Source organism: Bacillus sp. JJ1562 (assembly GCF_036962705.1).
In the GTDB taxonomy this organism is placed as follows: domain Bacteria; phylum Bacillota; class Bacilli; order Bacillales; family Bacillaceae_L; genus Ferdinandcohnia.
The window spans coordinates 66,054-86,260 of sequence record NZ_JBALOQ010000034.1; the positions used below are offsets into that span (position 1 = coordinate 66,054).

Annotated in this window: 18 protein-coding genes, 1 pseudogene and 2 riboswitches; of the genes and pseudogenes, 7 read left to right on the forward strand and 12 right to left on the reverse strand. The window is 38.5% G+C overall.

What is annotated here, in order from left to right; genetic code table 11:
- Positions 1 to 67: 67 nt before the first annotated feature.
- On the forward strand, positions 68 to 859 hold the full coding sequence (motA, locus tag V7097_RS18900) for a flagellar motor stator protein MotA (protein WP_335705199.1): 792 nt from the start codon (positions 68 to 70) through the stop codon (positions 857 to 859).
- A complete protein-coding gene (motB, locus tag V7097_RS18905; protein ID WP_335705200.1) occupies positions 852 to 1,610 on the forward strand; it encodes a flagellar motor protein MotB in 759 nt (252 codons plus the stop codon). Before motA ends, motB begins: the two co-directional genes overlap by 8 nt.
- Positions 1,611 to 1,718: 108 nt before the next feature.
- Here the strand turns inward: motB and V7097_RS18910 are convergent, their stop codons facing one another.
- Positions 1,719 to 3,284, reverse strand: coding sequence for a bifunctional metallophosphatase/5'-nucleotidase (locus V7097_RS18910; RefSeq protein WP_335705201.1), 1,566 nt, complete (start codon positions 3,282 to 3,284; stop codon positions 1,719 to 1,721).
- A 131-nt stretch (positions 3,285 to 3,415) separates the two neighbouring features.
- On the reverse strand, positions 3,416 to 4,363 hold the full coding sequence (locus V7097_RS18915) for an aldo/keto reductase family protein (protein ID WP_335705202.1): 948 nt from the start codon (positions 4,361 to 4,363) through the stop codon (positions 3,416 to 3,418).
- Between the two features lie 222 nt (positions 4,364 to 4,585).
- On the opposite strand from V7097_RS18915, the gene V7097_RS18920 reads away from it, so the two are divergent.
- Complete coding sequence (locus V7097_RS18920; protein WP_335705273.1) at positions 4,586 to 5,818, forward strand: MFS transporter; 1,233 nt, start codon at positions 4,586 to 4,588, stop codon at positions 5,816 to 5,818.
- A gap of 135 nt (positions 5,819 to 5,953) precedes the next feature.
- Here the strand turns inward: V7097_RS18920 and V7097_RS18925 are convergent, their stop codons facing one another.
- From V7097_RS18925 to V7097_RS18955, 7 genes are all read right to left on the reverse strand, one after another.
- The gene (locus V7097_RS18925; RefSeq protein ID WP_335705203.1) at positions 5,954 to 6,208 is read right to left on the reverse strand and encodes an aspartyl-phosphate phosphatase Spo0E family protein; all 255 of its coding nucleotides are present in this window, start codon (positions 6,206 to 6,208) and stop codon (positions 5,954 to 5,956) included.
- Between the two features lie 309 nt (positions 6,209 to 6,517).
- Positions 6,518 to 7,147: a cyclic di-AMP binding protein CbpA gene (gene cbpA / locus V7097_RS18930; protein ID WP_335705204.1), complete on the reverse strand. Its 630-nt coding sequence runs from the start codon at positions 7,145 to 7,147 to the stop codon at positions 6,518 to 6,520.
- 179 nt (positions 7,148 to 7,326) lie between these two features.
- Positions 7,327 to 7,869, reverse strand: a complete 543-nt coding sequence (locus V7097_RS18935) for a 1,2-dihydroxy-3-keto-5-methylthiopentene dioxygenase (RefSeq protein ID WP_335705205.1) — start codon at positions 7,867 to 7,869, stop codon at positions 7,327 to 7,329.
- Between the two features lie 24 nt (positions 7,870 to 7,893).
- Entirely contained in the window at positions 7,894 to 8,520 is a 627-nt protein-coding gene (locus V7097_RS18940; protein ID WP_335705206.1) for a methylthioribulose 1-phosphate dehydratase, read from the reverse strand.
- Complete coding sequence (locus tag V7097_RS18945) at positions 8,513 to 9,175, reverse strand: 2-hydroxy-3-keto-5-methylthiopentenyl-1-phosphate phosphatase (RefSeq protein ID WP_335705207.1); 663 nt, start codon at positions 9,173 to 9,175, stop codon at positions 8,513 to 8,515. Before V7097_RS18945 ends, V7097_RS18940 begins: the two co-directional genes overlap by 8 nt.
- Positions 9,172 to 10,416, reverse strand: a complete 1,245-nt coding sequence (gene mtnW, locus V7097_RS18950) for a 2,3-diketo-5-methylthiopentyl-1-phosphate enolase (protein ID WP_335705208.1) — start codon at positions 10,414 to 10,416, stop codon at positions 9,172 to 9,174. Before mtnW ends, V7097_RS18945 begins: the two co-directional genes overlap by 4 nt.
- A gap of 78 nt (positions 10,417 to 10,494) precedes the next feature.
- Positions 10,495 to 10,601, reverse strand: a riboswitch (SAM riboswitch).
- A 116-nt stretch (positions 10,602 to 10,717) separates the two neighbouring features.
- Complete coding sequence (locus tag V7097_RS18955) at positions 10,718 to 11,896, reverse strand: pyridoxal phosphate-dependent aminotransferase (protein ID WP_335705209.1); 1,179 nt, start codon at positions 11,894 to 11,896, stop codon at positions 10,718 to 10,720.
- Between the two features lie 95 nt (positions 11,897 to 11,991).
- Between V7097_RS18955 and V7097_RS18960 the strand changes: the two genes are divergently transcribed.
- From V7097_RS18960 to mtnA, 3 genes are all read left to right on the forward strand, one after another.
- Positions 11,992 to 12,783 carry a carbon-nitrogen family hydrolase gene (locus tag V7097_RS18960; RefSeq protein ID WP_335705210.1) on the forward strand — a complete coding sequence of 264 codons (792 nt, stop codon included), beginning with the start codon at positions 11,992 to 11,994 and terminating at the stop codon, positions 12,781 to 12,783.
- A 393-nt stretch (positions 12,784 to 13,176) separates the two neighbouring features.
- Positions 13,177 to 13,334, forward strand: a riboswitch (SAM riboswitch).
- Positions 13,335 to 13,437: 103 nt separating this feature from the next.
- Positions 13,438 to 14,631 (forward strand): S-methyl-5-thioribose kinase, encoded by a 1,194-nt coding sequence (gene mtnK / locus V7097_RS18965; protein ID WP_335705211.1) that lies wholly within the window; start codon positions 13,438 to 13,440, stop codon positions 14,629 to 14,631.
- 4 nt (positions 14,632 to 14,635) lie between these two features.
- Entirely contained in the window at positions 14,636 to 15,685 is a 1,050-nt protein-coding gene (gene mtnA / locus V7097_RS18970; protein ID WP_335705212.1) for an S-methyl-5-thioribose-1-phosphate isomerase, read from the forward strand.
- Positions 15,686 to 15,879: 194 nt separating this feature from the next.
- Here mtnA and V7097_RS18975 read toward each other — a convergent pair whose 3' ends face one another.
- From V7097_RS18975 to V7097_RS26050, 3 genes and pseudogenes are all read right to left on the reverse strand, one after another.
- Positions 15,880 to 16,368 (reverse strand): methylated-DNA--[protein]-cysteine S-methyltransferase, encoded by a 489-nt coding sequence (locus V7097_RS18975; protein WP_335705213.1) that lies wholly within the window; start codon positions 16,366 to 16,368, stop codon positions 15,880 to 15,882.
- Between the two features lie 111 nt (positions 16,369 to 16,479).
- Positions 16,480 to 17,427, reverse strand: a complete 948-nt coding sequence (locus V7097_RS26045; RefSeq protein WP_438824254.1) for a methyl-accepting chemotaxis protein — start codon at positions 17,425 to 17,427, stop codon at positions 16,480 to 16,482.
- A gap of 6 nt (positions 17,428 to 17,433) precedes the next feature.
- A pseudogene (locus tag V7097_RS26050) lies at positions 17,434 to 18,057 on the reverse strand (HAMP domain-containing protein); the annotation flags it as partial.
- 389 nt (positions 18,058 to 18,446) lie between these two features.
- Between V7097_RS26050 and V7097_RS18985 the strand changes: the two are divergent.
- On the forward strand, positions 18,447 to 20,192 hold the full coding sequence (locus V7097_RS18985; RefSeq protein ID WP_335705215.1) for a B12-binding domain-containing radical SAM protein: 1,746 nt from the start codon (positions 18,447 to 18,449) through the stop codon (positions 20,190 to 20,192).
- The last annotated feature ends 15 nt before the right edge of the window (positions 20,193 to 20,207 follow it).

A 20,207-nucleotide genomic window follows, 5' to 3' on the forward strand; every position in this document is an offset into this window, starting at 1 on the left:
AATTATAGATTCGATAAATATATGGACACTACTCTCGTAACATCCATGAAAGTACAGGTGATAAAAATTGGATAAATCGTCATTAATAGGTGTAATACTCGGTTTTATAGCCGTCTTTGTAGGTATGGTATTAAAAGGAGTCTCCTTTTCTGCCCTGCTCAATCCCGCTGCCATTTTAATTATTGTCATAGGAACCATTGCAGCCGTCACAATTGCCTTTCCAACCAGTGAATTAAAAAGAGTCCCACAATTATTTGGGGTACTTTTTAAAGAAAAAAAAATGTTATCTGTTGAGGAACTGATTCCGATGTTCTCAAATTGGGCCACCATTGCCCGTAAGGAAGGACTCTTAGCACTTGAAGTAAAAGTAGCTGAAGTCGAAGATCCATTTTTAAAAAACGGATTAAGTATGGCAGTTGATGGTCAAAGTGCAGAATTTATCCGTGATGTGATGTCGGAAGAAATTGAAGCAATGGAAGAACGTCATTTATCTGGGGCTGCTATTTTCTCGCAAGCAGGAACATATGCACCAACCTTAGGGGTTCTAGGTGCTGTTGTTGGGCTTATCGCAGCATTAAGTCATATGGATAATACCGATGAATTAGGAAAAGCAATATCAGCCGCGTTCATTGCAACAATGCTGGGGATTTTCACAGGATATGTGCTATGGCATCCATTCGCAAATAAGTTAAAACAAAAATCAAAGCAAGAAATAAAAATCAAGGAAGTAATGATTGAAGGCGTATTATCTGTTCTCGAAGGTCAATCACCACGTGCAATCGAACAAAAGCTTTCAATGTATCTATCGAAAAAAGACCGCGGGAAGGTTTTGACTGAAGGTGAAATGATAGATGGCTAGAAAAAAACGAAAAACAAAACACGATGAGCATGTGGATGAATCATGGTTGGTGCCTTATGCCGATATATTAACATTATTGCTCGCTCTGTTCATTGTTCTTTTTGCTGCAAGTAATGTGGATGCTCAGAAATTCCAACAGCTCGCAAGCTCCTTTAATAATGTTTTTAGCGGCGGTACATCATTTTTAGAATATGAGAGTCCGGTGCCTGTTGAAATTGATAATGCTGCAATCGATAATGAGAAAGAGAAAGAGAAAGAAAAAGAGAAAGAAAAACAAGAACAAGAAGAACTAAAGGAATTACAAAAAAAGATCAATGGCTATATCACCGATAATGGTTTAGATTTAAGTCTTAAAACCCGTTTAGCAGATGAAGGGTTACTCGTTACGATTCAGGATGGTGCTTTCTTTAATCCAGGAAGCGCAGAGGTCAGATCAGAGGATATTAAGCTAGCTCGTGAAATTTCAGAGCTTTTGGTGATGAACCCACCTCGTAATATCATTGTTAGTGGACATACCGATACTGTTCCAATGAATAATCATGAATTTAATAGCAACTGGCATTTAAGTGTCATGCGTGCGGTTAATTTTATGAGTCTTTTATTAGAAAATAAACAACTTGATCCGAGACTTTTTAGTGCTCGTGGTCTTGGTGAGTATGAGCCTGTTGCGACAAACGAAACAGCTGAAGGACGGAAACTTAATCGACGTGTTGAGGTTTTAATCCAGCCGAATGTAGAACAGCCAAAATAATTTAGATAAGCGCAAGTGGCCCGCTTATCGGCTTGTGACCTCGAGCCGATGGCTTCTGAAGCTAGACATATGAAGGCCCACGGAATTTTTCATCCGTGGGCTTTTTATTTACCAAATAACCTTCCAATTTTCATCAACAGTAGCTTCAATTGTTCCTCTTTCCAAAATGTAATTCGCGATAAGTTCAGACATATCAAGAGGGATATCCTTAATAATTGGCTTATCCTTGAACATGATATATTCCCCACCACCACCTGCCCGGTAGTTATTCATGACGACATCATATTCTTCATCATGTTGAATTGGATCGCCTTTTAAGGATAACTCTATGACACGCTTGCCAATGGGCTTTGAAATATCGAAAATATAATTAATTCCTTCCCACATATCATAATTGTAATGCTGTGGCTTTGGTGTTGTGAAGGATGGATTTACAGTCACATCGCCATTTTCAACCATAAAATAGCTGGCACTTCTTTCTAATGCTTCTTTGATGTCCTTACCGCTAATTCGAATCACAGTTAACGTGTTTGGATAAATATAATTGGAGACAATATCTCTCATCGTAATATTTGTTGGAAACCCTTTTGTGACATTATTAAAAAGGGCTGTATTTGAAATCGATACTTTTGCAACATCCATTTGTACTTTATTAATAAATTCAACGAGTGGATGATCCTTTATGCGAGCTTTTAGTGGATCCTCAATTGTCATATTACCGATTACCTTACCGATTGGTTGATCCAACCATTCCTGTGTCACAGCTTCATATTCTTTTACTAACTGAAGGGAGCTCTCGTCCATTTCTATTTCATTAACAAAAATGAGTTCAGGATTTGAATCGGAAATCGTCCACCTATCATTATTTTTCGTAAGTGTTAGCGTAACTTTACCAATTGCTTGGCCGTTAAAGCTCGGTTGCACAATCGGCACACCGTTTACTTTGCCAGCAAGTGACCGATGTTGGTGACCTGTTAATAATAGGTCAATACCCTCAATCTCCTCACAAATCCGATATCCCTGGTTCTCCCCCGTCTGCTTTTCAGTAGGTTGACCAGTTTCAAGATCTGCTTCAAATCCCCCATGATAGGAAACAATCATTACATCCGGATTTTCCTGTTTACGAATTTCTTCCACCCATTTTTTCGTCGATTCAAAGGCATCATCAAACGTAAACCCTTTAATATATTCAGGATTCTCCCAATTCGGGATATAGTGTGTGGTAACACCAAGAATCGCAGCCTTAACCCCATCTTCAAGCTCAACCAGAATATAAGGCTTTCCGATAAATGGCTCCCCTTTTTCATTTAAAATATTTGCAGAAAGCCATGGAAAATCGGATTCTTTTATGGCTTTTTGTAACACTTCCATTCCATAATTGAATTCATGATTTCCAATTACTGCTGCATCGTAATTTAGATCATTTAATAGTGTAATCATTGGATTTTGTTTATGATTATTTGAACGTACATAATGATAGGTTAAAGGTGTTCCTTGAATTAAGTCTCCATTATCGATAAGGATTGTGTTCCTATTCCGACTTCTCTCTTGTTTAATGACAGTCGCAATTTTACCAAGCCCAAGACCTACAGTCTCATTGCTCCCGTAATTAATCGGAAAAATATTGCCGTGAATATCACTGGTTTCAAGAATTGTAATTGTAATAGAGTTCATCTTCGTTACCTCTTTTGTATAGGGTCCATACTAGTATACACAAAAATTATTAATTTGAAGTGAAAGAAATTGTAAACTTCCCCATAACAAAACCCACTTTTGGGTAAAGTGGGTTTTGTTATTATTGAGTACTAAACTGTCAGAATCGCTTCCACTCTCTTAATCTCATCAAATCCAAGGACTAGCTCCGAACCTCTCGCATTTGCCTCAATTTGTTCCGGATTTGTTGCACCAACAAGAGTACTCGCGATATTATGCTGTCTTAAAATCCATGATAGGGCTAATTCAGGTAAGGTAACTCCTAGTTCATTTGAAAATTCCTCAAGCCGATCTAGCTTCGTTGAGACGATCCCATCAATGATGTTTTTCACCCATGAATTTAACTGGGAGTTTGCTCCCCTACTTCCACTAGGAATGGAGCCTCCTCTATATTTTCCTGTTAATACACCTTGTGCCAGCGGAGAATAGACCACCTGTGAAATACCATTCTTTTCACAAACTGGAATAATTTCATCCTCAATATCACGATGCAGCATATTGTATTGAGGTTGGTTGACAATGATTCGATCTAATAAATATTTATCCGCAATTGCAATCGCTTCTTGAATTTGAGCGGCAGTCCACTCACTTACACCTACATACAGAATTTTCCCCTGACGAATCAAATCGTCAATTGCGCGTAAGGTCTCATCCAGTGGAGTCTCCTCGTCATAACGATGACAGTAAAAGACATCCACATAATCCAAATCCATCCGTTTTAAACTTGCATGCACTTGCTCGATGACATGTTTTCTTGATAATCCCTTGTCGTTAGGTCCATCCCCCATCGCTCCAAATGCCTTTGTTGTTATACAATAGGATTCCCTTGGGTATTCTTTTAACGCACTTGCTAATATTCGCTCCGCTTCCCCACGCTCATATACATTTGCCGAATCAAAAAAATTTATCCCAAGTTCATATGCTTTATGAACGGTTTTCGCTGCCATTTTTTCATCTACAGTTTTACCAAAAGTTAACCAGCTTCCTAGACTGATTTCACTTACCTTAAGCCCCGAACGACCTAACCTTCTGTATTTCATGTCATGCCTCCTCCTTACTTCGCAAATACTGTCTTACTATTAAATTTATCAGAAATTTCTAACAAGGTAAAGTGAATGTAAGGAAAATTAATATTGCGTTTTCTGTCTTGATTTCCTACATTAATATTGAATTTTCACTTTACAAATATGGAAAAAAGGTTTTTCATAGAGGAAAGGATTAAAATGACCAAAAGGGAAGTCAACAAAGGGGAAGAAAATAATATGCTCGCAGCAAAAACACAGGCCACTCGTCCAGAAGCAGATGCGAACAAAACGCTTTACGGGATCTTATTCATTATTGGATTTTGTCATATGCTTAATGACTCGATTCAAGCCATCATCCCTGCGATGTTTCCAATTTTAGAACGTTCGATGGGGTTGTCGTTTACACAGCTTGGATTAATATCCTTCGCATTGCAGATTGTAGCATCAGTTGCTCAACCGGTTGTTGGGTGGTATACAGATAAGAAACCAATGCCCTATGCTTTACCAATCGGACTGACCTCCACCTTTTTCGGGGTAATTGGATTGGCATTTGCACCTAACTTTACAACCATTATTCTATCTGTCCTATTCATCGGGGTCGGATCTGCCGTTTTCCATCCTGAGGGCTCCCGCGTTGCCTACATGGCGGCTGGTGACAGACGTGGATTGGCACAATCCATTTATCAGGTTGGCGGAAACTCGGGGCAGGCTCTTGCACCTGTAATTACTGCATTGATTCTCGTCCCACTTGGACAATTTGGGGCAATTTGGTTTTCGTTAGTTGCAGCACTGGCAGTTGGTTTACTTGTATATATCGCAGGCTGGTATGCTCGAACTCTTAAAACAATTGAGATTCAAAAGAAAGTGAAAAAAGCTGTTTCAGCAGTACCACGAAACATGAAAGCTATTAAACTAGCATTGATTGTACTTGTATTATTCGTTTTTGCACGTACGTGGTATATGTCAAGCATCACTAACTTTTACTCATTTTATGTTATCGAAAAATATGGATATACCATTTCTCAAGCACAGATTTATATTTTCCTATTCTTAGCAACTGGCGCACTAGGAACCTTCTTTGGCGGACCACTTGCAGATAGATTTGGAAAGCGGAATGTCATAATCGTATCCCTATTGGGAACAGCACCGTTAGCCCTACTCTTGCCATTTGTCGGACCACATGTTGCGATTGTGCTCGTAACGGTGATCGGTTTCATCCTATTATCAAGCTTCTCCGTCTCTGTTGTGTACGCGCAGGAATTAATGCCAGGAAAAATTGGAATGATGTCAGGGTTAATCGTTGGGCTTGCCTTCGGTATGGGAGCTATCGGTGGTGTTGCAATTGGTTCAATTATTGATGCAATCGGTTTGACACCAACCATCATTATGATGGGCTTCCTACCATTGCTAGGATTCTTGGCCTTTTTATTGCCATCCGATCAAAAAATAAATGAATGGAACAATGCTTGATTTTATTTAGAAGGACGCTCCCCTGAGCGTCCTTTTTCTATGGACTATCTAGGTTCTTTCCCCTAAGACTTATACCACGTGACATCCCCAAAAAAATAAACAATCCACCTTGATGAATTGTTTGAGATTGACCATTTATGATTTGTAGCTGACTTTTTGAAGTGCGAAAAATAACATGACTCGTTTTAAAAACTGACGAAATAGTGAATGGTTTCGTTCTGCCGCTTCTGCTCGTTGATAGATATTTATAAGTTCATCAAGTTCTTGACTACATTCAATTGTTTCATTACTTGTAAACCCCGTACTATTAGCGATTGTGATCATTTCTTCTCTTTTTCTATTAATTTCCTCTAATAGTATCTGTTTGTAATCTACACGTATGGTTTCCAAAACTTTCACTCCTTTATTCACTCGTTAGAAAATTCTAACGCCGCATACAACTATCGTATGCCAACCAATACTACCATTGGTGCATCCCCCTAGTTGCTACTCTATGAATTATTACAAAATCTACTATTTATGTAAATAGATTCGCAAAAATAGACATTTTTTTCTTAAAAAATTTTACAAAAATGTGTACGTAACCGCTTTCATTTTATGTTTCGTGTTTTTTCGACAATCGAAATATACGCAAAACCGACATATAATATGTAATAAAAAAAACCTATAGGTAATAAACCTATAGGTCTAAACATTTTTTCATTTAATTCTGTCGATATGTGTGACGCGGAATTCCTTCGCTTCTAGTTTCCGTTTGATACTATGAATCTTTTCTTCTCCAAGAGAACCAGGTAGATTTAAAATAATTCGGCGGAGATATTTTTCACCATTATCTAGCGTGAGCATGCCGTCTATATTAATATCTTGAATCAGAGATACAAGCTCTTTAATTGCACCCTTATGTTCAATCGTAGCGATTGTTAACGTATATCCTCCTGTTTTCATACCAAAAGAATCCTCAAGAACATCCATTACATTCGCATGTGTGATGATCCCCTGAAACTCTTTTTCAGCATCCAACACCGCAATAAACGGCAAGCGACGAATCGTTAAAAACGTTTTAAAAAAGGAATCTTCCTCGTAAACAAACGCATCTCTGCTTTCAACAAGTGTAGATATATTCGCGTTTGCATCTCCATTTTTTTCATATAAATACTCTAAAATATCGACTTTATAGATTAACCCTTCAAATGCTACACCATTTTTCGATAATACTGGCACTGAACGATAACCCGTTTCATTTAAAAATTGAAGGGCTTGTTGAATTGTAAATTTGTCATCACAATATTTCACATCTAGTTTTTGGACAAAATTATAGCGAATTTTCATTTTCACCACTCCTCATTATAAGAAAGAATTCCTAATTACCTTTATTATATGCATTAAAAAGACAGTATTCCAATGAACAAAAATGTAACATATTTGCCTTTGAGTGTAAAGAATATTCTTAATATTTAAATTTAAAAAAGACTTTATGGAAAAGCTCCATAAAGCCCTATCATTCTTACTTAGTTTTGAGCGAATTCTGGGTCTTGGAATGGATGTGCTACCCAACCAGCTGGGTCAATAAATAAACGTACTGCAACCACTTCACGGTCGTCCATTAAAGTAAAGAAGTGAGGCGTGTCAACAGGTACAGAAATAACATCTCCTGCTTCAAGTTCTACATCAAAGTAGCCAGTGTCACCGCTGCCTTTAATAATAAAAATTCCATGACCGGCTACAATTGCACGAACTTCATCCTCTGTGTGAACATGGACTTGTTCAAATTTCTTTAGGAGTTCATCCAGGTTTGGAGTTGCATCAGATAATGCGATGACATCCCATTTTTGGTATCCATTGCGCTCGCCAAGGGATTTGATTTCTTCTTCATAGATGGACAGAATTTGCTCTTTTTGTTCATCATTGATTTTGCAGTTTCCTCTTAATTCTGCAGGTAGTTTACTAGTGTCCCAGTGCTCATAAAGAACACCTTGTTCTTGTAAGAATGCTGCAACACGCTCTTGACCCTCTAATCTTTCACCTGTATTACGGAATTTAATATTTGCCATTTTCTCCACCTCTTTATTTTATTTTCAAACCCTGATTTGCAAGGGGTTTAGTGCTAATAGTTTCAAATGATAGCTAAACAGGAATTCATATGCTTCTAAATGTTTTTTTGCATCGAATGCATTTTTTGCCCAGACTGTGATACCGTGATTTCGAATTAGGACTGCACCAAAGTCACCGTTAACATGCTCACTAAACTTTCGAGCAAGTGTCGGGATATCAGCGTTATTTTTGATGATTGGAATTCTTATTTCAGCATCCTCCTCCCATAATCCAAGAGCCTTAATAATTTCTTGACCTTTAAAAACAACCTCACCCTTATCAGCATATAGCTCAGAAATGACATTGTTATCAACGGTATGGACATGGAGGCTACAGCCTGCATTTGTTTTGTTATAGATTTCAACATGTAAAAGTGTTTCTGCTGAGGGCTTTAGATGAGTTGAAGTAACAGGGTATCCCGCCCCATCTACTAATAAAAAATCCTCGGCGGTTCTTTTCTTCTTATCCTTCCCACTTGCGGTTACAAGAAAGGTAATCGGATGATCGGAGACCTTGATTGCCAGATTTCCACTCGTCCCCATGAACCAATCACGGCTTGCAAGTTCATCCTTGATATCCGCAAGCTCTGCCCATTGTTTGATATTAAGCATTGGAGACAACCTCCTTTTTCAAAATCTCAATTACATCAAAAAAGGAATGGAAGGGTGAATATTCAATCCCCAATTCTTCACATTTTTCAATTAAAAAATCTCTAGCAATTACCTTATCCGCATGCTTTGCCGCCTGAAGATCAGTAATCGAATCGCCAATGACGATTTTATATTCATCTTGATTTGTAAGCTTACGAATCAAGCTTGGCTTACAGCAGCCACACTCATTTGTGCACTCATCATCGCAAGTATACGGCCATAAAATTTTAATTTTCTCATTCGAAAAATCAGATTTATTGCAGTAAATTTGCTCCTTCGCAATGAGACCTTCTAGCAATGGCTCAACAAAAAAGTCAATCCCACCACTGACGATGTAAAGCTGAATTCCTTGTTCTTTTGTATATGCAACAAACTCCTTAAAGCCTTCTCGAATTTCAGCGTGGTTTAGGATATACTCCGTAATCTCTCCCCTCCAGTCTGAAGGCAAAAGAGAAAACATTTTACTAACACCCTCTTGTATTGGGATTTCCTGTGTGAGCACTTGATCCTTGATTTTCTCCCAACCTGACGGGGCAAATTTTTTCATAATGGCTATAATGTTATCGGTATTTGTGATTGTGCCATCAAAATCACAGAAGATTATTGGTTTGTTCATAGCTGTACCTCTTTGTACCCCCATAAATCAATTGCTTGTTTTAGCTCAGGGGAATTTTGTGCAAATTCAACAAGTGACTTTCCTGTTAAGACTGCATCGACGGCGGCATTAAATGCTTTACCACCACCAACGGCACCGTCTGGATGTCCATGAACACCCCCACCTGCATTAATCACACTATCTTTTCCAAAATCATTGATAAGCAGTGGTACTAAGCCTGGATGAATGCCAGCTGATGGAACAGGAAATGAAGGCTTAAATGACTTATCAGTTTTTGTTAATTCTGATGCAATCGCTAGTGTCTGCTCTCTTTCAAGAGCAACGCTACCGTATGGTGAAGGGAATAAGACAAGGTCTGCCCCAGCATATCTAAGCAATTTTCCTAGTAATAGTTTATTTGAAAATCCATAAAACTCTGATGGTGTGAGTGTTCCACTTACGGCTGGGTGAGCCATAATTGGTATCGAAACTTGCGGATCCTCCACTAAACTTTGAAGCGCATCGATGCCATAAGCAAAAACGTTAAACAATAATAGGTCAGCGCCAAGCTCTACTGCCTTCCTTGCTTTTTCCTTTAGTTCGAAGGTTCTTCCTGTTAAGTTCACAGCATAAAGGGCTCGATGTCCGGTTTCAGCATAAACTTCCTCAAGCACTCTTTTTCCTTCTGTAATACGTAGTTCAAAAGGTGTTAAAGGATTCTCAAAGAGGATTTCATCATCCTTTATGATATTTACCCCACCAAGGGCTTGCTCCCGAAGTTGGTCCTTGAGGTACTCCATATCCCTTCCAATGATCCCTTTAAAAATGCTCATCACTAGTGGTCTATCAAACACTCCTAGTTTTTCTCGGATGCCATTAATTCCGAATTTTGGCCCTGGGAATGTGGATTTTAACTCATTAGAAAACTCTAAATCTAGCAACTTTACTTCTCCATCAAGGGAAAGTTTCCCGAAGGTAGTTGTTAAAATGGCTGGGAGATCTGTACTGAAGTTTGCTGATGGGTAGGCAATTTTGATAATGCCCCTTTTTACTTGTTTTCCTAGATATTGGCTTGCTCGGTTGTCGCTATCTAATTGTTTGATACTTTTTACTATACCTTTATGCTTTTTAAGCTGATCTTGTTCAATTTTAGGTAAATTCGTCCAAGAGCCGATTGTTAAGCCGAGTGCGATGCCTTCAGCTTTTTTCTCTAAGTTGTCACCGGTATCATGTACCAAATATGTAGCAATCACTTCACTCATTTTTTAACCCTCATTTCAAAAAGTGTTCCAATAAATTGAAAAAACCTCTTCATAAGAAGAGGTTAGCAAACTAACATCTTCTTATCTCTCAGCTTAACGCTGCAAGAATTAGCACCGTGCTTACGATTTGTAAGTCGGTTGCCGGGCTTCACTGGGCTAGTCCCTCCACCTGCTCTTAATAAGAAAATAGATTTTATTTTATATGTTGAGCCTCATAACGAGTTCAACCATTAATTTAATTTTCATGAAACTTAATTTAATTAGGATTATGACAGGAATTATTTTTCTTGTCAAACGTTTTTTATTTTTTGAACAAGTTCAATTTTTTGATTCGGTTTGCCGCTTCAACTAGTCTATCTTCATCCGTTAGAAGGCCAACGCGAACATAGCGATCACCATATTCGCCGAAGCCGATTCCTGGTGCAACAGCGACATGTGCTTTTTCTAGTAAAAGATCTGCAAAGCTAACTGATGTGTATCCTTCGGGCACCGGCAGCCATGCAAAAAATGAGCCTGCAGGTGCATTTACATCCCATCCGATATCTTTTAGTGCACTGATAAACGCGTCGCGTCTTGATTCATACTTATCAACTAATTCTTTTACACAGTCCTGAGACTCTGTCAGTGCAGCTGCAGCTGCAGCTTGAACGGGACTGAACAAACTCACATACATATGGTCTTGAATTAAATTTAGCGCCTCAATCACGCTTGGGTTTCCAACTGCAAAACCAACTCTCCAGCCTGCCATATTATAAGTCTTTGAAAGAGTGTATATTTCAATTCCGATATCCTTGGCACCATCAATTTCTAGAAAGCTTATCGGTTTTTTCCCTTCGAATCCAATTGCACCATATGCAAAATCATGTACTACACAAATATCATGCTCTTTTGCAAAGTTGATTGTCTCTTCAAAAAAATCCTTTGTAGCTACAGCACCGGTTGGGTTGTTTGGATAATTTAAAAACATGACCTTCGCTTTTTCAAGCTTTTCCGAATCAATCTCAGAGTAGTCAGGTAAAAAGGCATTTTCTTCTTTCAGTGGCATATAAGCCATTTCGGCTCTAGCAAGTTCAACCCCTGACCAATAATCGGGGTAACCAGGATCTGGGACCAATGCAACATCACCTGGATTTAAAAGGCATTGTGGAATTTCAACTAATCCTGCTTTTCCTCCAAAAAGAATAGCAACCTCCTTTTCTGGGTCAAGTTCAACTCCGTATTCACGTTGATAAAAATCTGCTGCTGCTTTTTTCAAAAATGAATGCCCGCGAAACGGAGAATATTTATGAAATTTCGGTTGGTCCGCAGCCTTTTTTAAGGCTTCTACAATATGTTGTGGCGTTGGCTGATCAGGATTTCCCTGACCTAAATTTATGACATCGTGCCCATCGGCAACGACATTGTTCACCTTTGCAACAAGTGAAGCGAAAAACTGTTTCGGTAAATTTTTCAGAATTTCTGATTGTTTGAAATTTTTCACATCTACACCTTCTTCAAAATACTTGAAATACTAGTCTAAAATCATATATTGTTAGAGTTAACTTGTAAAGTATCATTTCATAGGGAGGACCTTAAATGAATCTAAAAATTGCATGTATTCAGTATGATATTCAAATTGGAAAACCGCAAGAAAATTTTGACCTAATATCTAAAGAGATCAAAAAAACAATGACTACGGATAAACCCGATATTATTATCCTACCAGAGCTTTGGACAACGGGATATGACTTAACGAGACTAGATGAAATTGCGGATAATAATGGTGACGAAACGAAAGAATTTATGAAAAATTTAGCAAAACAATACTCTGTTAATATAGTAGCCGGCTCTATTGCCAAAAAGACTGAGCAAGGCGTTACAAACACTATGTTTGTCTTTAATCGAGATGGTGAAATGACTAGTGAATACAGTAAGCTTCATTTATTCCAGCTTATGGATGAGCATTTGTATTTAAAGGCTGGCGATGCAAAAGGTGATTTTACGATTGAAAATGTACCTGCTGCCGGGGTCATCTGCTATGACATTCGCTTCCCCGAATGGATTCGCGCACATACAACAAGTGGCGCAGAAATTTTATTCGTGGTAGCGGAATGGCCGCTCCCACGCCTTGAGCATTGGCGTACTCTCCTCCTAAGTCGTGCGATAGAAAATCAATGCTATGTTGTTGCTTGTAACAGTGTTGGAAGTAACCCAGATAACGTGTTTGGCGGGCATTCGATGATTATCGATCCTTGGGGAACCATTATTGCCGAAGCAGGTACTGATGCAACTACGTTAGTTGGTGAAATTGACCTTAGCAAGGTACAAGAAGTCAGAAAACAAATTCCTATTTTCCAAGATCGTCGTCCTAATTTTTATCATTCATAGAAATTAAAATCAAAAACACCTAGGAGTATTTGCACCCTGATTTTTTAGGCCCACACGAGGTGGGTCACAAAGACGTTGCCACAGGAAGTGGCGTTCTTAGTCTTTGATCCTAAGCGAGATACAGTGAATCTTCAATCGGTGAAATTTATTTTGCCGATTGTTAGTTGAACCAATCGGGCATTTACTGGTAGTTGTCCTCTATGAGGGCTTAGTACCAGTTAATGCGGGGAAAATTTCCTTTGAAAATCGCATGTCTCCGCCGGAGGCTTCACTTTATTTAGTCGGGATTTGAACCCCGCCTGAATAAAGTGAAAAATATATTGACAATTATGTGTATTCGTTGATATCATTCTTTTCAGTATTAACATATAATTAAATATCTTTAATATTGATCTCTTATCAAGAGTAGGCAGAGGGACTTGGCCCGATGATGCCCAGCAACCGACTGTAATTCCATCGTAAGGTGGGGCGCTTTTTATTAGCGCCGGGGAAACCCACAAGGCACGGTGCTAATTCCAACAGGAAGTATTGAACTTCTTGGCAGATAAGAGGTTTGATGCAGCGTCTTCAAGCCTCTTTCGAATGTGAAAGAGGCTTTTCTGTTTTAGAAAAGCCTCCAACGACTATAAAAATGTATTACTGGAGGTATATAAAATGTCAATTTCTTATCAATCAATTTATGAACCTTTAACAGAAAGTACTGCGGTGGCCTTAGCCAATCGACTTCGCTTGTTTGAAGAAGGAACAGTGCTACGATGCAAGGAAATCGGAGATGGAAATCTAAATTTAGTTTTTCATATTACCCCTGAAGATAACGCAAAAGGAATCATCATTAAGCAAGCATTACCTTATGCAAAGGTTGTTGGTGAGAGCTGGCCTCTATCCTTGAAGCGAGCAACCATTGAAGCTAATGCATTATTAACGGCTGCTGACCATGTTCCAGCACTTGTGCCAAAGGTTTATTATACGGATGAGCAATTAGCCGTTACTGTGATGGAAGACCTCTCCCGTTTACAAATTTCAAGAACTGGACTAATTGAGGGTAAAAACTTCCCTCTTTTATCAGAGCACATCGGGACATATTTAGCAAAAACTCTATTTTATTCATCAGACTTTGGACTAGAGCCAACAAAGAAAAAAGTACTTGTACAAAAATTTATTAACCCTGACCTTTGTAAAATTACAGAAGATCTTGTTTTCACAGATCCATTTTTTGATATTGATACAAACAGCTTTGAAGAGGAGCTACGAAATGATGTTGAGCAGATTTGGGCTGACCAACCACTTAAGCTTGAGGTTGCAAAGTTAAAGCAAAAGTTCTTAACTCAAGCAGATGCTCTATTACACGGCGATTTACACACAGGAAGTATTTTCGCAAGCGATGCAGAGACAAAAGTAATAGATCCTGAATTTGCTTATTTTGGACCACTTGGCTTTGACCTTGGTCAATTCATTGCAAATCTATTATTAAATGCGATTTCACGAGATTCTGAAAAACGTGAGCCACTCTATCAACATATTGAAAAAACATGGGATGTGTTTTCGGCAATATTTTCACAAGCTTGGAAAAATGAAGCTGTAGATCTATACCGTGATACTGAAGGCTATTTGGAATATGTTCTTGAGCATGCATTTGAAGATGCGATTGGATTTGCAGGCTGTGAATTAATTCGCAGAACAATCGGGCTAGCACATGTAGCCGATTTGGATGGAATTGAAAACTTTGAGCAAAGAATCTCAGCGAAACAACATGCTCTTCAATTAGGAAAAGAGTTGATTCGTGACCGAAAATCCATTAAAGAGCTTGGAATTCTACGAAACTATGTAGACAGAACAACTAAGGAGTGACACCATGACTTACACAAAAACAGTTCCACAATCTGTTGTTTGGAATGAAACCTCTATCAAACTATTAGATCAAACAAAGCTACCATTGGAAACTGTATTTATCGACCTTTTTACAACCCGGGATGTATGGGATAGCATTGTCTCTTTAAAAGTACGCGGAGCTCCTGCAATTGGAATTACCGCTGCCTTTGGCTTGGCTTTATCAGCAAAGAGCTATGATGAAACGAATCTACAAGAATTTAAGGAAAAATTGCTTGAAGATAAAGAATACTTGGCGAGCTCACGTCCAACTGCTGTCAATTTAATCTGGGCATTAAACCGTTTGGTTACAAGTATTGAAGATTCAACGTCCGTGAATGAAGCAAAGACCACTCTCATCCATGAGGCCATTCGTATTCAAGCTGAAGATGAAGCGGTTTGCCGGCTAATCGGTGAGCATGCCCTTGAACTCTTCAAGGATGGGTTTAAAGTATTAACAATTTGTAATGCCGGTTCCATCGCAACTGCCCGCTTTGGCACTGCACTAGCGCCATTTCATCTAGCAGCACAAAATGGCAAAAATCTTAAAGTCTTTGCTTCCGAGACACGTCCAGTTTTACAAGGGGCTCGGTTAACAACATGGGAACTCCTGCAGTCAGGCGTTGATGTAACTCTTATTACCGACAATATGGCTGCCCACACGATAGTAGAAAAAGAAATCGATGCAATCATCGTAGGGGCTGACCGGATTACAGCAAATGGCGATACAGCTAATAAAATTGGCACCTTTAATTTAGCCATATTAGCAAAAACATTCGGTATTCCGTTTTATGTTGCGGCACCATTGTCCACGTTTGACGTGTCCCTAGAAAGTGGTAAAGAAATTCCGATTGAGGAACGAAATTCGGAGGAAGTTACACATCTAGGTGGGGTTCGCATCGCACCAGAAGGTGTTCAAGTATACAATCCAGCGTTTGATGTCACACCGAATGAACTAATTACAGCCATTATTACGGAAAAAGGAATTTTACAAGGTGATCTTGAGGCAGAAATTAAGAGTTTGTTTGAAGAATAGGTAGTTTATGAGGAAATCCAGTGTGGGGCACACTGGATTTTTTCTGAATTTGCAGGTCTATCGGTTTTATTTTTGCTCTATCGATTTTATTTTGATTCTATCGGTTTTATTTTTGCTCTATCGATTTTATTTTGATTCTATCGATTTAATTTCAGTTCTATCGATTTTAGCAAGAAACCTAGAAGTCTACCCGCTCAAAGTACACCTTCTAATTCCAACAGTTTCTCTTTTAAGTCCGTTCTTGTGCCAGTGTATCCTGTTAGCGATTTGTCCTTTCCGATTACGCGATGGCATGGAACAACTATCGGGATTGGATTTTTCCGATTAGCTTGCCCAACTGCACGAACGGCTTTCGGGTTATCAATCGCATTTGCTACATCTGCATAACAACGGGTTTCCCCGTAAGGAATGTTTAAAAGTTCATTCCAGACCTCCTCTTGAAACGCAGTCCCACTAAACTTAATTGGGAAATTGAAAGTTTTGCGGTCACCATTAAAATATTCTTCTAACTGCCTTTTGATTTCCACGAGAACTGCATCATCCGGTGCATAAGTTACATCGTATTTTTTACTAGCCGCTACCCAGTCGTCTTCAGATAATGAGATATCAACTAGTTCAGTTTCGTTTGCGAGTATATAAATTGTTCCAAAAATATCTGTCTGCATTTCACTATATTTATACATCAAGCAACACTCCCTTCTCTTTCATTTATTTTACAAAACCTTTTCACATTTTGGTATGCCAATATTTTTAAAAAAGAGCCAGCACCCTCCAAGAGCACTAACTCATTTCTTTTAAAGCTTGAATTTACTAATCATTGTATTCAATCTGCTTGCTAAATCTGACAGTAGTTCTGAGTGATCAGAAATCGTTTCCATTGAACTATTCGTTTGCTGGATAGAGGCAGAGGTTTGCTCGATTCCTGCTGCAGATTGTTCGGAAACGGCTGCTATGTTATCAATTGACAAATTCATCTCAACTGTATTGCTCGCGATAGTATCAAGATTTTCGGAAATGCTCTGGATGTGTTCAACCATAATGGTAACCGCATCGTAAATATCCTTAAACGTTTGACCAGTCACTTGAATTTGCTTCGCCCCTTCATCCACCTGGCTATACCCATTAAGTAAACCTTGAACAACAGAATTTGATTCTTTTTGAATGCTGTTAACAATATCAGTTATGTCCTTAACGGAATGAGATACTTGCTCAGCAAGCTTTCGAACTTCATCAGCAACAACTGCGAATCCTCGCCCATGTTCCCCAGCACGAGCAGCTTCAATTGCAGCATTAAGTGCTAAAAGATTGGTTTGATCTGCAATATCGCGGATGACCTTAACAAGAGTGGAGATTTGCTTTGTTTGTTCATCGAGTCCTTTAACCTTTTCCACGGAATATTCCATGATGCTGTTAATTTTATTCATTTGCTCTGTTGAGGCATTCATGAATTCATGACCTTTTTTCGTCATTTCTAATACATTTTGTGATGATCCATTAATTTGGCTTCCATTTTGGTTAGCTGTTTGTATTTTGTCAGTATATTCCTCCATCATTTTTGCTAGTTGGGTTGACGAATATGCTTGTTCCTCTGCACCTGTTGACAGTTCTTGGACAGTCGAAGCAATTTGCTGGCTTGCTGCCTTCACTTCGCTTGATGAAATCATCAATTCAGAACTTTTTGATGCTACATTGTCAGAGACAGTTGATATTTCATGAATTATCGAACGAAGACTATTATTCATGACATTCAATGATTTGCTCAGCAACCCAATTTCATCCTGTCCATTAACTTTAATCTCATCGACCTTTAGGTTTCCATCAGCAATACGATTTGAAACAATAACCAAATTATTAAGCTGTTTACCAATATTACGACCTATAATGACTAGGCTCAAGATGGCGATAATTGTAGAAGCCACAATTGAAACGAGTAAAACGACAATCGTTCCGGATACGTTCGAATTCGCTGCTGAAACAGCACGTTCTGTATTAACCTTCATGATGGCTCTTAATTGATCTAATTGTTGAACAGTATTCTCAATTAATTTATCAGCTTCCTGACTAGCTTCAACAGAGCTTAATTTATTGGATGCTTTGACAGCAGGAAAAACTTTTTCATCAAATAGAGTGGTAAGTTGTTGTTTATTTTCACCCACTTTATTATAAAGCTGCTCAAGTTCGAATGTTGTGATAGCTGGCTTAAGTTGTTTTGATATCTCGTCATATTGTTTACTTAACTCTTGAAAGGCTGACACATGTTTTCCATTGCTATCTTGTATGTATATGCTTATCTCACTACCCAGTTGGTTAAAAACACTGGCCATTTCTGTAAGCAAGATCGTCTGCTCACCGTTATTTTTCATTTCTTTCATTTCGTTACTGATATTAAAGAGTTGTATGAATATGATGAAGGCTGATATACAAAATAGTAGTATCGTAAAGGTAAATGCCACTCCATATTTATAGCCAATCTTTAAGTTGTACCACCATGCAGTTAGTTTTAATGGTGATTTTTTGCGCACCGATTTTTCCCTTAATTTTCTTTTTGACCCCTTCAAATTACTTCCCCCTTGCTGACCACTCTCTCTATTTTTTAGACGTATTGATTATAAAACGTTTTCACTATTCACTATTATAGTGGAAATTGTCGAACTTTGAAATATATTCTGTGAATTAGTCAGGGAAAAACTTCCGGTATTTGGTGCAACTACCCTACTGTGGTAAAATATATAGGTTAATCGAAAGAATAAGGAGCAAGAGAATGAACATTGTTGTTAGTACACTAAATGCAAAGTATATCCATACAAGTCTGTCAATTAGGTATTTAAAGGCATATGCCGCGCCTGAATTTGATGTAAAACTGGCTGAATACACAATTAAAGATCCAGCCATGAACATCGTTACTGATTTGTATCAAAAAAAACCAGATGTAATTGGCTTCAGCTGTTACATTTGGAATATTGAAGAAACCATAAAAGTTATAAAAATGCTCAAAAAAATAAATCCGGAACTAGTCATCATCCTTGGTGGTCCTGAGGTAACCTATGATGTGCACGAATGGCTGGAACGCATACCAGAGGTTGATTACATTGTCATAGGTGAGGGTGAAGAAACCTTTAGGGATCTTCTTACGGCGATTCGTGATGGTGAGAGTACAGATGAAATTAGTGGTGTCGCATTTCGAAAAGAGGAACGATTGAAAATCAATCCACAGCGAAATAAACTTAACCTTAAGGATTTACCATCACCATTTCGTTTCGAAGAGGACCTTTCACATTTGTCAAAACGTGTGACTTATATTGAGACAAGCCGAGGTTGTCCTTTTAATTGCCAATTTTGTCTATCTTCTATTGAGGTAGGGGTTCGCTATTTTGATCGTGAAAAAATAAAAGAGGATATTCGCTTCTTAATGGACAATGGTGCCAAAACGATCAAATTCGTTGACCGCACCTTCAATATTAGCCGAAGCTATGCGATGGAGATGTTTCAATTTTTAATTGATGAACATCGACCAGGCACAGTCTTCCAGTTTGAAATAACTGCAGACATTATGCGACCTGAAGTCATCGTCTTTTTAAATAAAAACGCACCGGCTGGCTTGTTCCGCTTTGAAATTGGCGTTCAATCAACAAATGACCTGACTAATGAGTTGGTAATGCGAAAGCAAAACTTTTCAAAACTACAGCGAACAGTCATGATGGTAAAAGAAGGCGGGAAAATCGATCAGCATTTAGACTTAATTGCCGGTCTTCCAGAAGAGGATTATCACTCCTTCCGAAATACCTTTAATGATGTATTTGAGATGCGTCCTGAGGAACTTCAGCTTGGCTTTTTAAAAATGCTCCGTGGGACAGGGTTAAGAATTCGTGCAGCAGAACATGATTACAAATACATGGATCATTCTCCGTATGAGATTCTTGGGAACAATGTCTTGAGCTTTGATGATATTACTCGTATTAAACAGGTTGAGGATGTGCTTGAAAAGTATTGGAATGACCATAGAATGAATGAAACTGTGGAATATTTGGTGTCACATAGCTTCGAAACACCATTTGATTTCTTCCAAGACTTTGGGACGTATTGGGATGAACGTGGTTGGTCACGAATTGGTCACCAACTGGAGGATTTATTCAAGCGTCTTTACGAATTTCTTCAAGAAACTAGCAAGGAACAACTTCCAGTTATTGAAGCAATCATGAAGTATGATTACTTAAGAAATCAAAAGTACAAACCACGTAAACCATGGTGGGAGGATTTCGTAAGTAAACAAGATCGATCGATATTCTATCAGGAGATTGTGGAGCATCCTGAAGCTTTAGGTGAGGAATTTACTAAATTACAGCTTCAGGAAAAAGATTTATACAAGCATACAGTCCTTGAAAAAATTCCATTTGACCTTGAGACGTATAGACAAAGCGGTGAAATCAACTTTTCGGATACGTATTTGCTTGTTTATTTTGACCCTACCTCTCGACAGGCAAAGATATTTTCACGAAAGGTATCATAATGATTAGAGTCAGCC